This window comes from Actinomyces gaoshouyii, assembly GCF_002072175.1.
In the GTDB taxonomy this organism is placed as follows: domain Bacteria; phylum Actinomycetota; class Actinomycetes; order Actinomycetales; family Actinomycetaceae; genus Actinomyces; species Actinomyces gaoshouyii.
The window spans coordinates 1-12,577 of the sequence record NZ_MVIV01000012.1; the positions used below are offsets into that span (position 1 = coordinate 1).

A 12,577-nucleotide genomic window follows, 5' to 3' on the forward strand; every position below is an offset into this window, starting at 1 on the left:
TCGGTGGCGACCTCGACCAGGGGCTCGTCGGCGGTGACGGACTCGCCCACGGCCTTGAGCCAGGAGGAGACTGTGCCCTCGGTGACGGACTCGCCCAGAGCGGGCATCTTGACGGATTCAGACATGAGTGGACTCTTTCCTTGGGGATTCTCGGCAGGACCTACGTGGGGCGCGGGCCCTCGGTGGATCAGCTGTGGTTGTGCAGCGGCTTCCCGGCCAGGGCCATGGCGGCCTCGCCGAGGGTCTCGTTCTGGGTGGGATGGGCGTGGACGAGCGAGGCGACGTCGTCGGCGTCGGCCTCCCAGGAGACCATGAGCTGGCCCTCGCCGACCTGCTCGCCCATGCGGGCGCCGATGGCGTGGAAGCCGAGGATGGGGCCATCCTTGAGGGACACGAGCTTGACGAAGCCCTGCGTGCCCAGGATCTGGCTCTTGGCGTTGCCGGCGACGTTGAACTCGGCCGTGGTGACCGCCTCCTCGCCGTGGAGCTCCTTGGCCGCGGCCTCGGTGAGGCCCACGGAGGCGATCTCGGGTTCGCAGAAGGTCACCTTGGGGACGAGGACGTCGTCGACCGGGGTGGGGTCGAGGCCGGCAATCTTCTCGGCCACGACGATGCCCTGGGCGAAGCCGCGGTGGGCGAGTTGGACGCCGGGGACGATGTCGCCCACCGCCCACACACCGGGGACGTTAGTACGGCCGTACTCGTCGGCGAGCACGAATCCGCGGTCCATCGACACCCCGACCTCCTCGTAGCCGAGGTTCGCGGTGGCCGGGCCGCGGCCCACGGCGATGAGCAGGACCTCGGCGTAGTAGGTGGTGCCGTCGGCGGCGCGCACGGTGACGGAGTCCTCATGGCGCTCGACGGACTCGAACATCGTCGAGGTGCGGAAGGCGATCTTGCGCTTGCGGAAGGCGCGCTCCAACTGCTTGGAGATCGCCTCGTCCTCGTTGGGGACCAGGCGGGGCAGCCCCTCGATGATCGTGACCTGGCAGCCGAGCGAGGCCCATGCGGAGGCGAACTCGACGCCGATGACGCCACCGCCCAGGATGACCGCCGAAGCGGGGACGTGGTCGAGCTCGAGGGCCTGCTCGCTGGTCATCACCGGGCCGGAGATCTCCTGGCCGATGTCCTTGGAGTAGGAGCCGGAGGCGAGGATGACGTTCTTGCCGGTGATGCGGCGGCCGTCGACCTCGACGGCGTCAGGGGCCACGAGGCGGCCCCAGCCCTGGATGAGGTCGATTCCCCTGGAGGCGACGAGGCCCTGCAGGCCCTTGTACATGCGCGAGATGATGCCGTCCTTGTAGGTCTTGACGGCGGGCATGTCGATGCCCTCCAGGGCGGCGCGGATGCCGAGGGCGGAGGCCTCCCTGACTGTGTCAGCGGTCTCGGCGGCGTGGAGGATGGCCTTGGTGGGCACACAGCCGCGGTGGAGACATGTGCCGCCCACCTTGTCGGCCTCGATGAGCGCGACCTTCAATCCGAGCTGGGCCCCGCGAAGCGCGGCCGCGTACCCGCCCGAACCGGCGCCCAGGATGACCATGTCGTAGACGGTGTCTGTCACAGAATCTCTCCTCGATGGTGAGTTGTCCGAGTCGCCCACCGCTCAGGTGGGCGGTTGGTCCCGCACGACATTGTGTCACCCGTGCAGGGGAGGCGGGCATCGAAATGACGTGCCGATCGGGGACGGGAGTCCTATATCGCCTGTGAGTCCACTCACTTGGAGGCCGCTCGGAGGTAGGCCAGGAGGGTGGCCACGCCGTGGCCCGTCCCACCCGTGGGAGTGGCGCCCCACGGGGCGCGCTCGTTGAAGGCGGGGCCGGCGATGTCCAGGTGGGCCCAGGGAGTGGAGCCGACGAACTCGCGCAGGAAGAGCCCGGCCGTGAGCATGCCCCCGGCCCGGCTGCCAACCACGGCATTGCGTAGCGCGGCGTACGGACTGTCGAGGCCCGGGCGCAGCTGCTCTGGCAGCGGCATGGGCCAGAACGACTCGCCGGCGCCGGCCGCAGCGCGGGCGACGGCGTCGCGGACGGTCGGTGTCCCCATGACCCCGGAGACATGATCGCCCAGGGCCACGATCTGCGCGCCGGTGAGCGTGGCGACGTCGAGTACCGCGTCCGGGGAGTCCTCGACCGCCCGGGCCAGGGCATCGGCCATGACGAGCCGGCCCTCGGCGTCGGTGTTGGTCACTTCCACCGTGGTGCCGCCGCGCATGGTGATGATGTCGCTGGGGCGCTGCGCGCAGGGGCCGGGCATGTTCTCCGCCAAGGCGAGCCACGCGGTGACGCGCACCGGCAGCTCGAGCCGAGCGGCGGCCAGCACGGCGCCGAGGACGGTGGCCGCGCCGGCCATGTCGGACTTCATCTCCGGCATCGAGGCGGGGGGCTTGAGTGACAGGCCGCCGGAGTCGAAAGTGATGCCCTTGCCGACCAGGGCCACGTGGGCGCGCGCGCCGCTGGGCGCCCACTCGAGACGCACGAGGCGGGGAGGATTGGCCGCGCCCTGGCCGACAGCGAGGATCCCGCCGAAGCCCTGCTCCGCCAGCTCCCGCTCATCGAGCGCGTCCACCCCGATTCCCGCCGAGCGCGCCGCCGAGGCGGCGCGCTCGGCCAGGGCCTCGGGGACCAGGCGGTTCGGGGGCTCGTTGACGAGGTCGCGCGTCAGGGCGACGGCCTCACCCAGCGTCACGGCCCTGGTCCGGGCCTCCTCGGCCCGCGCCCCGCCCGCCAGCGGCGAGGAGATGGTGATCGCCGCCAAGGGCTCGGTGGGCGCGGGGACCCGGCCCCTCCAGGCGTAGGCGCCCGTCATCGCGCCTTCGGCGACGGCGGTCAGATCGGCGGCCTCGGTGCTTGGCAGCGCGAGGACGGCGCGCTCCACTCCCGCCAGCTCGCGGGCGGCGCGTCCTGCTGCGCGCGACAGCACGCTGGCGCGCGTGAGGCCCAGGGCCGCCGCGTCGTGATCGGCGCTCTCGGCCAGGGCGAGGCCCCGCCCAGTGCCGACCACCAGGATCGTCCGCGCGCTGATCGCCCGGTCGGCGGGCGCGGCGATGGCGGAGGGGATCCTCACCACCGCGTCGAGCGAGCCGGAGAAGCCGAGGGAGGGAAGCGCCGCCTCCACGGCGCTGACATCGATCCCCTCCAGGCAGGCACCAGTGCGCAGGATGCCGGTAGCGCCTCCATCGGAGGGCGGAGCCGCGGCGAGGACGAGGACATCGGCGTCGATCCGCGCCGCGGGGGCCTGGATGATCTCGAGAGTGCTCATGGAGGGAGATGGTATGCCCGGTGGTACCGTCATGATGCCGGAGGAGTCCCGTGCCGCGGCAGCTCCGTGGACGCTGCCCGGCGACGCGCTTCCGGCATTCAGCAATGGGTCGGGCCGGTCGGACGAGATCGGGGCCCGCGCCGCCCGGAGCGGCGCGCGAGCACGCCGCGGGCCCGACGCCGATGAGCCAGAAGGAGCAGCATGGACGATCGCCCCGAGGTCCGATCGACGGAGGACCGTCGTCGGCCCGCGCGAGGCCTGAGCCGTATTCTCGTGGGTGTCACGGCGGTCTTCGGCCTGGTGGTACTCTGCCCCGCTGTCGTCTCCCTCATCCGGCATCCCGCTCAGGCGCCCGTCCTGGACGCGATCGACGCCGTCGCCGGAGCCCTCTACCTCATGCTCGCAGTGTGCATGGCCCACAACGGCCGCCGCATGCGGATGATCGGGTGGGTCTGCCTGGGCGGACTGCTCGCCGGCGCGATGCTGCTGGGACTGCTGACCATCACCGGCACCGCGCCCGAGCTCGAGGCCTCCTTCCTCGCCCACGGGGGGCGCGGGCACGGATACCTCCCCCTCGTCCTGCCGATTACGGCGGCGATCTGGATGTGGATGAGCGACCCCCGCCGCATCGTCGTCCATGCCGAGATGATCACCGATCTGGCCTCGGCCCGCTCCGACAGGTCCGGCAAGGACCGCTCCGGCGGTGAGGCGCGGAAGTAGCCGCGGGTATCCCTGACGGCTCACCGATGGCGGTCCGCCCACGACGCCTGGGCGCGCGATCCCAGCGAGGTCCTCGCCGCAGCTCCTCGGTGTAGATCGTGGTGCGGGTCAGGCACCTGCTGGTGACCGCCGCCAGTGCGACCGACGGCGAGCAGAGGACCGCCAGGGCGAAGAGCCCCGAGCGGTGGTAGCGCATGAGGCGCGGAACCGCCCTCCGTGTGCGGGCGGCGTCACTCCCCGCGGGGCGCGAGGTTCTCCACCGCGATGGGCGTGGCCTCGTCGTCCCGGGCGATGCCCCACACCTGGCTGTAGAAGGACAGCTCGTCGGTCAGGGCCTTGCGGATGTTCGCGCCGAGGCGGAAGCCATGGCCCTCGCCCTGGAAGACCTCGAGGGCGACCGGCAGGCCCTTGGCGCGCGCCGCCTCGAACATGGAGGTGGCCTGATCGGCCGGGACGATGGGGTCGTTCGAGCCCTGGAGCAGCAGGAGGGGGGCGTGGATCGTCTCCACGTGGTTGATGGGGGAGCGCTCGGCCAGCAAGGGGTCGTCGACGGAGTTAGCGCCAATGAGCTCCTGGACGTAGTGCGACTCGAACTTATGGGTCTCCTGGATGAGCATCCGCAGGTCAGCGACGCCGTAGAGGGAGGTTGCCGCGGAGAAGACGTCGGAGCGCGTGATCGCCGAGAGCACGGTGAACCCGCCGGCCGACGAGCCGCGCACCGCGACCCTGGAGCCATCGACCCGGCCGGCCTCGATGAGGTGGCGGGCGCCGGCGATGACGTCCTCCACCTCGCCCACGCCCCAGGCGCCGTTGAGGCCTTGGCGGAAGGAGCGCCCGTAGCCGGTCGACCCGCGGTAGTTGACCTCCAGATAGGCGAAGCCCCGGGAGGTCCAGTACTGCACCTTGAGGTCGTAGACCGAGCGGGACATGGCGGACGGGCCGCCGTGCACGTGGACGATGAGCGGGGGGAGCTCGCCCTCGGGACCGGCGTGCCCCACCGAGGCCGGGGGGTAGAAGAAGCCATGGGCGGTCACGCCGTCGGAGGAGGGCCACGAGATCGTCTCGGGCAGGGACACGCCGCGATCGGCGGGCCCGAAATCGCCTGAGCCCCGCAGCACGGTCACCTCGCCGCCGGAGATCTCGACGATCCCCGGCAGCTCGCGCTCATTGCCTGCCAGCATGACGACCCGCCCGTCGGTGGCGGCCACGTTGCCCAGGGGCTGCCAGCCGGTCGCCCACTCCTCGAGCTCGCCGTTGGCCAGCTTGATGGTGCCCAGGTGCCACACCGAGTCCCTCGTCCACGAGGCGATGAGGCGCTCGCCGTCGAGGATGTCGAAGGAGTGGGGCCCGAGCTGCCAGGCCGGCTGGGTGAAGGTCGCGTCCGTGGGGTGCAGCGGCCGGGTCCGCAGCCGCTCGCTCCAGCCGGTCTCCGCGGTGCCGCGCCGGGGGAAGCCCTCCGTGCGGTAGAGGTTCCAGAACCCCGAGGCCTCCGAGACGTGGATGAGCTCGCACTCCTCCGTCCAGCGCGGCTCGGCGGCGCCGTGCCCGTCGCCACCGCTGACGATGACGTGCTCGCCGATGGTCCCGTCGGGCAGCAGGTCGCCCACGTGCAGGGATGCGTTGTCCCACGGCATCCACGGGTGGTCCCAGGCCAGCCAGGCCAGGAGGCGCCCGTCGGGGGAGAGCGTGGGGGAGGAGACGAAATCGGTGCCCGACACGATCGTGCGCACCGGGGCGTCGTCGCGCGCGGCCGAGCCGTCCAGGGGGATGGCGACCAGCGTGTTGACGGCCTCGCCCTCGCCCCGGTGGTCCTCGCGCACGGCGTAGACGAGCCCGCGCTCGGTGTCGATCTCCAGGTCCCCGTGGCGCACATCGCCGTAGATCGTCAGGGGGACCAGGCCGCGCATCCTGTGCGCGACGTCGAAGCGGTAGAGGCGCCCGTCCCCGGCGTGGGAGACCACGATGATCCCGGAGTCGACGGCGTAGGCGCGCCCCCCGTACTCGTGGACCCGGGTGCGCGCGTCGACCAGCTCGTCGCCGGGGGTCAGGGGAAGGACCTCCCCGATGCGGCCCGCGCCGTCGCGGCGCAGGAGCACCTGTCGGCCGGAGTCGGTGGCGCGCCACTCCACCCAGTAGGTGTCGGGGCCGTCGACGCGCACCTGCGAGAGGTTGATCGTTCGGCTGGTGATCGTTCCGGGCGAGATGGGCGAGGGCCAACTGCCGTAGGGCGCGATCGTGGTCATGCTTCCTCCTCGAGGACGGCGATGGTCGGCGTGCGGGCGCGCGCCAGCGCGCTCCGGGAACGCCGCGGGGGCGGGGCACTGGGGGCCCGCCCCGGTCCCGGACCAAGACTACGTGCTCGTCAGCACTGCGCGCGATGACGCGCAGGCGCATCGACGGCGCTTATGCTTGCCACGCCGCCGCGCTGGGCCCCGCCCACCGCCGTACATGGCGCCCATCACCACGTACCCGCCGTCGAGTTCCCGGAGGCCCGCGACAATGACACCTCCATCGTCCCCGCGCGATCAGGCGCGCGAGGCGGGCAGCGGCGGCAAGGCCCTCGCGCCGGAGCCGCTGCTCGCCTCCGTCCACGGGCCCGAGGACCTGCGCAGGCTGACCTCCGACCAGCTCGTCGAGCTCGCCGCCCAGATCCGCGCCTACCTGGTGGCCAGCGTCTCGCGTACGGGCGGGCACCTCGGCCCCAACCTCGGCGTCGTCGAGCTGACGATCGCCCTGCACCGCACCTTCCGCTCCCCAGCGGACTCCCTCGTCTTCGACACCGGCCACCAGGCCTACGTCCACAAGCTGCTCACGGGCCGCCAGGACTTCTCGGAGCTGCGCTCGCGGGGAGGGCTGTCGGGCTACCCGGACCGCGGCGAGTCTGCCCATGACGTCGTGGAGAACTCGCATGCCTCCACGGCGCTGTCCTGGGCGGACGGCATCGCCCGGGCTAACCGACTGCGGGGCCGGGAGGACCGGCACGTCGTCGCCGTCATCGGCGACGGGGCGATGACGGGGGGGATGGCCTGGGAGGCCCTCGACAACATCGCGGACTCGGGGGACAAGCACCTCGTTATCGTCGTCAACGACAACGGCCGCTCCTACGCCCCGACCATCGGCGGGCTCGCCCACCACCTCGACGCCCTGCGCACCAACCGAGGCTACGAGCGCATGCTCTCGGGGATCAAGCGCGGCCTGCTGGCCCAGGGAGCGCCGGGTCGCGCCGCCTTCGACGCCCTCCACGGCCTCAAGGCCGGCATCAAGGACGTCCTGGTCCCCTCGGCGTTCTTCGAGGACCTCGGGATCAAGTACACCGGCCCGGTGGACGGCCACGACATCACCGCCCTGGAGTTCGCGCTGACACGGGCCAGGGAGTACTCCGAGCCCGTCATCGTCCACGTCATCACCGAGAAGGGCCGCGGCTACACCCCCGCCGAGGAGGATGTCGCCGACCGCTTCCACGCGGTGGGGCGCATCCACCCCGAGACCGGCCTGCCCGTCGTGCCCTCCGCCTTCGGCTGGACCGCCGTCTTCGCGGAGGAGATCCTCGCGCTGGCGCGCCGCGACGAGCGGATCGTGGGGGTCACCGCCGCCATGCAGCAGCCGGTCGGCCTCCAGCCGCTGGCCGACGCCATGCCGGAGCGGGTCATGGACGTGGGCATCGCCGAGCAGCACGCGCTCACCGCCAGTGCCGGGATGGCCTTCGCCGGGCTGCACCCCGTGGTCGCGCTGTACGCGACCTTCCTCAACCGCGCTTTCGACCAGATCCTCATGGATGTTGCCCTGCACCGGGCCGGGGTGACGATCATGCTCGACCGCGCGGGCTTGACGGGCAACGATGGGGCCAGCCACAACGGCATGTGGGACATGGCGCTGCTGGGCCACGTGCCGGGCCTGCGCCTGGCCGCGCCCCGCGACGAGGCCACGCTGCGCGCCTGCGTGCGCGAGGCCGTGGGCGTCGATGATGCCCCGACGGTCGTGCGCTACCCCAAGGGCGCGCTGCCCGAGCCTCTGCCCGCCATCCGCACGCTCGGGGGGGACGACGGCGTCTTCGGCCAGGTCGATCTGCTTCTGGAGAACCGCACGGGCGAGAACGACCAGAGCGCCGGTGACGATGGGGGCCGGGCGCTCGGCGCCCCGATCCTCCTCGTCGGCGTCGGCTCCATGGCCCCTGCCGCGCTCGCCGCGGGCCGATCCCTGGCCGCCGAGGGCCGTGACGTGATCGTCGTCTCGCCCCGGTGGGTGGTCCCCACCCCGCGCGCCCTGACCGACCTCGCCCTGGCGGCGGGCCGCGTCGTCGTGGCCGAGGACGGGCTGGTCGACGGCGGCGTCGGCTCGCAGTTGCGCGATGCGATGGACGAGGCCCTCGACGCGCTGGCAGCCGAGGGCGGGGACGGCTCTCGCGCTGCCGCCCCGCTGCCGCCCCCGACCACGCGGATCGGGGTGCCGAGGAGATTCGTGCGGACCTGTGACAGGGCCACCCTCCTGGAGGAGTTCTCCATGACCGCTGAGGGCATCGCCGCCGCCGCCCGCGCGCGGCTCTAGCCGACAGGGTCGGGTCTGCGCGCCTGGCCGCGCCGGCCCTCCGGGAGGGGCCGGGCTCCGAGGGGCTCGGTGCGTCGTCGCCCTGCTCAGAAGACCTCGGCACATGGGACGGGCGTCCTATTGCACTCATGTGCCCGCGCTATCCTCCCCCGTGGGGACGGGTGAAGACCGCAGGCTATCCGATGTCTGACGGTGTGGGCCGGGATAATGCTACTTCAGGACTAAAGGCCTAAAATCCGGTGGTCTAGAACGCTGTGTGAGTCATCGCACCGATGAGCCCCCGATCGTCGTGGTCGCACCGGGGTCGAAGGGCCTACGCTTGGAGGGACGGCGCAACGATGTACCGCCACGCCTCACAAGGGCGATGACTCATCCGGGCGGGACCGCCGCCCACATACAGGAGGACACGGATGACAACTGAGGTCACTTCATCCACCACGGCGGAGGGCGCCCCGACCGACGCATGGGAGGGATTCGTCGCCGGCCCGTGGACCGAGGACATCGACGTCCGCGACTTCATCCAGCGCAACTACACCCCCTACGACGGCGACTCCTCATTCCTCGCCGGTGCCACGGACAAGACCCTCCGCCTGTGGAACACCCTGGAGGAGAAGTACCTCAAGGAGGAGCGCAAGGTCCGCATCCTCGACGTCGACACCCACATCCCCTCGGACATCGACGCCTTCGCCCCCGGCTACATCAGCGAGGACGACGATGTCATCGTCGGCCTCCAGACCGACTCCCCGCTCAAGCGCGCCATGATGCCCAACGGCGGCTGGCGCATGGTCGCCCAGGCCATCAAGGAGGCCGGCAAGGAGGTCGACCCGGAGGTCGCCAAGATCTTCACCCGCTACCGCAAGACCCACAACGATGCGGTCTTCGACATCTACACCCCGCGCATCCGCGCTGCGCGCTCCAGCCACATCATCACCGGCCTGCCCGACGCCTACGGCCGCGGGCGCATCATCGGTGACTACCGTCGCGTGGCCCTCTACGGCGTCGACCGCCTCATCGAGCTCAAGGAGATCGCCAAAGACAAGGTGGCGGACCAGCCCTTCTCCGAGCACTGGGCCCGCTACCGCGAGGAGCACTCCGAGCAGATCAAGGCCCTCAAGAAACTCAAGAAGATGGCGGCCGACTACGGCTTCGACATCTCCGGCCCCGCCAAGAACGCCCACGAGGCGGTGCAGTGGACCTACTTCGCCTACCTCGCCTCGGTGAAGTCCCAGGACGGCGCCGCCATGAGCATCGGCCGCCTGTCCGCCTTCCTCGACTGCTTCTTCGAGCGCGACCTCAAGGCCGGCGTCATCGATGAGACCCGCGCCCAGGAGCTCATCGACAACATCGTCATGAAGCTGCGCATCACGCGCTTCCTGCGGACCACCGACTATGACCAGATCTTCTCCGGCGACCCCTACTGGGCGACCTGGTCCGACGCCGGCTTCTCCGACGACAACCGCCACATGGTCACCAAGACCTCCTTCCGCCTCCTCCAGACCCTGGTGAACCTCGGTCCTGCACCGGAGCCCAACATCACCATCTTCTGGGACGAGAAGCTCCCCAAGGGCTACAAGGACTTCTGCGCCTACATCTCCATCACGACCTCCTCCATCCAGTACGAGGCCGATGAGCAGATCCGTGAGCACTGGGGCGACGACGCCGCCATCGCCTGCTGCGTGTCCCCGATGCGGGTGGGCAAGCAGATGCAGTTCTTCGGCGCCCGAGTCAACTCTGCCAAGGCGCTCCTGTACGCCATCAACGGCGGTCGCGACGAGATGACCGGCAAGCAGGTCGTCACCGGCCTGCCCGGCATCGAGGGCGACGGCCCCCTGGACTTCGACGAGGTCTGGGACAAGTACGAGAAGATGCTCGACTGGGTCGTCGCCACCTACGTGGAGGCCCTTAACATCATCCACATGTGCCACGACCGCTACGCCTACGAGGCCATCGAGATGGCGCTGCACGACTCCGACATCGTGCGCACCATGGGCTGCGGCATCGCGGGCCTGTCGATCGTCGCCGACTCGCTGAGCGCCATCAAGTACGCCAAGGTCACCCCGGTGCGCGATGAGACCGGCCTCGTTGTCGACTACGTCACCGAGGGCGACTTCCCGATCTACGGCAACGACGACGACCGCGCCGACGACATCGCCGCCACCGTGGTCCACACGATCATGTCCAAGATCAAGGCGCAGCCCATGTACCGCGACGCGATCCCGACCCAGTCCGTGCTGACGATCACCTCGAACGTCGTCTACGGCAAGGCCACCGGCTCCTTCCCGTCCGGCCACAAGAAGGGCACACCCTTCTCCCCGGGCGCGAACCCGGAGAACGGCATGGATACGCACGGCATGGTCGCCTCTATGCTCTCCGTCGGCAAGCTCGACTACAACGACGCCCTCGACGGCATTTCACTGACCAACACCATCACCCCGCAGGGCCTGGGCCGCACGCTCGATGAGCGCGTGGCCAACCTCGTGGGCATCCTCGACGCCGGCTTCGTCCCGGACGACTGCGCCGAGGTCTGATCGCTCCGCGCGATCCCCAGGACCATCACGGCTCAGAACACAACTCACCACACAGAAAGGGGCAGACATGCCCACTTACGAAGAGCGCCTCGAGTCCATGAAGGCGCAGCGCCAGGGCAACGGCGGCGTCAAGGGCCTCTACCACGCCAACATCAACGTCCTGGACCGCAACACCCTTGAGGACGCGATGGAGCACCCGGAGAACTACCCGAACCTCACGGTTCGTGTCTCCGGCTACGCCGTCAACTTCGTCAAGCTGACGCGCGAGCAGCAGCTGGACGTCCTCAACCGCACCTTCCACGCCGGCGCCTGATCCGGCAGGGGGCAGGGCTCAGATGACTGAGACCATGATCCCCGCGGCGCTGGGCGGCCGGGACCAGGACTTCCTGGCCCCGGCCGCCCGTCTGCGCGGGGCGGGCATCGGCGGGCTCGAGGAGCTCACCGACATTCAGCGCTCAGAGCGACTGGTGCGCATGCGCGAGGGAATCCTGGGTTCCATCCACTCCTGGGAGCTCGTCACAGCGGTGGACGGTCCCGGAACGCGGATGACCATCTTCCTCAACGGCTGCCCGCTGCGCTGCCTCTACTGCCACAACCCGGACACCTTCCTCATGAAGGACGGCGAGCCGGTCGAGGCCAACGAGCTCCTACGCCGCATGAAGCGCTACAGGAACGTCTTCAGGGCCTCGGGCGGCGGCATCACCCTCTCCGGCGGAGAGGTGCTCATGCAGCCGGCCTTCGCGGCGCGGCTCCTGGCCGGCGCCAAGGCGATGGGGGTCCACACCTGCATCGACACCTCCGGCTACCTCGGGCGCAATGCCACCGACGAGATGCTCAACAACATCGACCTCGTGCTCCTGGATGTCAAGAGCGGGGACGAGGAGACCTATAAGCGGGTCACCGGCCGGGAACTTGCCCCTACCATCGCCTTCGGCGATCGCCTGGCCGCCAAGGGCATTGAGATCTGGGCGAGGTTCGTCCTCGTTCCGGGGCTCACGGACAGCCCTGAGAATGTGGAGAATGTCGCACGGATCATCGAGCGCTGGGGCTCGGTGGTCAGCCGCGTCGAGGTGCTGCCATTCCACCAGATGGGCACCGATAAATGGGATGCCCTGGGGCTGGACTACAAGCTGCGCGACGCGCGGCCCCCCGAGCCCGAGCTCGTGGAATCGACCCGTGCGATCTTCCGCTCCCGCGGGTTCACGGTGCACTGAGGATCGCACGCCCATCGGCGCCGGAGGAGCTCACAGCATCGGTCAAGGTATGGCACAGGACGCCATCATGTGATGCTCCTGCCGTATCTTCCGGCAGCCGGTGATCCGCTCGGCGCTCCTCAGCGCCGGACGGCATGCCCGGGCGCGGATCGGCGGCTGCTCCGACTCGTAGAGAACCTGATCCCCCGCCGGGGTGAGAAGAGCCCTCACCGTGCTCTCCGCATCCGTGAATCCGCCTGCCCGCTAGGACTCAGTGGAGCAGATCGGCTGGGAGGCCTTCTGCGATACGGCGAACGAGGCGGGGCGCACGCC

At 70.4% G+C, this 12,577-nt stretch carries 9 protein-coding genes; 5 read left to right on the forward strand and 4 right to left on the reverse strand.

Features of this window, described 5'->3' with window-relative positions:
• The 3 genes from B1H50_RS08790 to B1H50_RS08800 all read right to left on the reverse strand — a co-directional run.
• Positions 1-125: biotin/lipoyl-containing protein (locus B1H50_RS08790; RefSeq protein WP_143231782.1), on the reverse strand; the 125-nt coding region annotated here is incomplete at its 3' end.
• Between the two features lie 62 nt (positions 126-187).
• Positions 188-1,561, reverse strand: a complete 1,374-nt coding sequence (gene lpdA, locus B1H50_RS08795; RefSeq protein ID WP_080463409.1) for a dihydrolipoyl dehydrogenase — start codon at positions 1,559-1,561, stop codon at positions 188-190.
• A 152-nt stretch (positions 1,562-1,713) separates the two neighbouring features.
• The gene (locus B1H50_RS08800) at positions 1,714-3,258 is read right to left on the reverse strand and encodes a leucyl aminopeptidase (RefSeq protein WP_080463410.1); all 1,545 of its coding nucleotides are present in this window, start codon (positions 3,256-3,258) and stop codon (positions 1,714-1,716) included.
• 201 nt (positions 3,259-3,459) lie between these two features.
• On the opposite strand from B1H50_RS08800, the gene B1H50_RS08805 reads away from it, so the two are divergent.
• Positions 3,460-3,978 carry a hypothetical protein gene (locus B1H50_RS08805; protein ID WP_080463411.1) on the forward strand — a complete coding sequence of 173 codons (519 nt, stop codon included), beginning with the start codon at positions 3,460-3,462 and terminating at the stop codon, positions 3,976-3,978.
• Between the two features lie 230 nt (positions 3,979-4,208).
• Here B1H50_RS08805 and B1H50_RS08810 read toward each other — a convergent pair whose 3' ends face one another.
• Positions 4,209-6,221, reverse strand: a complete 2,013-nt coding sequence (locus B1H50_RS08810) for an alpha/beta hydrolase family protein (RefSeq protein ID WP_080463412.1) — start codon at positions 6,219-6,221, stop codon at positions 4,209-4,211.
• A gap of 256 nt (positions 6,222-6,477) precedes the next feature.
• Here B1H50_RS08810 and dxs point away from each other — a divergent pair, with 256 nt between their 5' ends.
• From dxs to pflA, 4 genes are all read left to right on the forward strand, one after another.
• Positions 6,478-8,523: a 1-deoxy-D-xylulose-5-phosphate synthase gene (dxs, locus tag B1H50_RS08815; protein ID WP_080463413.1), complete on the forward strand. Its 2,046-nt coding sequence runs from the start codon at positions 6,478-6,480 to the stop codon at positions 8,521-8,523.
• 410 nt (positions 8,524-8,933) lie between these two features.
• Entirely contained in the window at positions 8,934-11,051 is a 2,118-nt protein-coding gene (locus B1H50_RS08820) for a pyruvate formate lyase family protein (RefSeq protein WP_080463414.1), read from the forward strand.
• A 67-nt stretch (positions 11,052-11,118) separates the two neighbouring features.
• Positions 11,119-11,364, forward strand: a complete 246-nt coding sequence (gene grcA2, locus B1H50_RS08825) for an autonomous glycyl radical cofactor GrcA2 (RefSeq protein WP_080463415.1) — start codon at positions 11,119-11,121, stop codon at positions 11,362-11,364.
• Between the two features lie 22 nt (positions 11,365-11,386).
• Complete coding sequence (gene pflA / locus B1H50_RS08830) at positions 11,387-12,265, forward strand: pyruvate formate-lyase-activating protein (RefSeq protein WP_080463416.1); 879 nt, start codon at positions 11,387-11,389, stop codon at positions 12,263-12,265.
• The last annotated feature ends 312 nt before the right edge of the window (positions 12,266-12,577 follow it).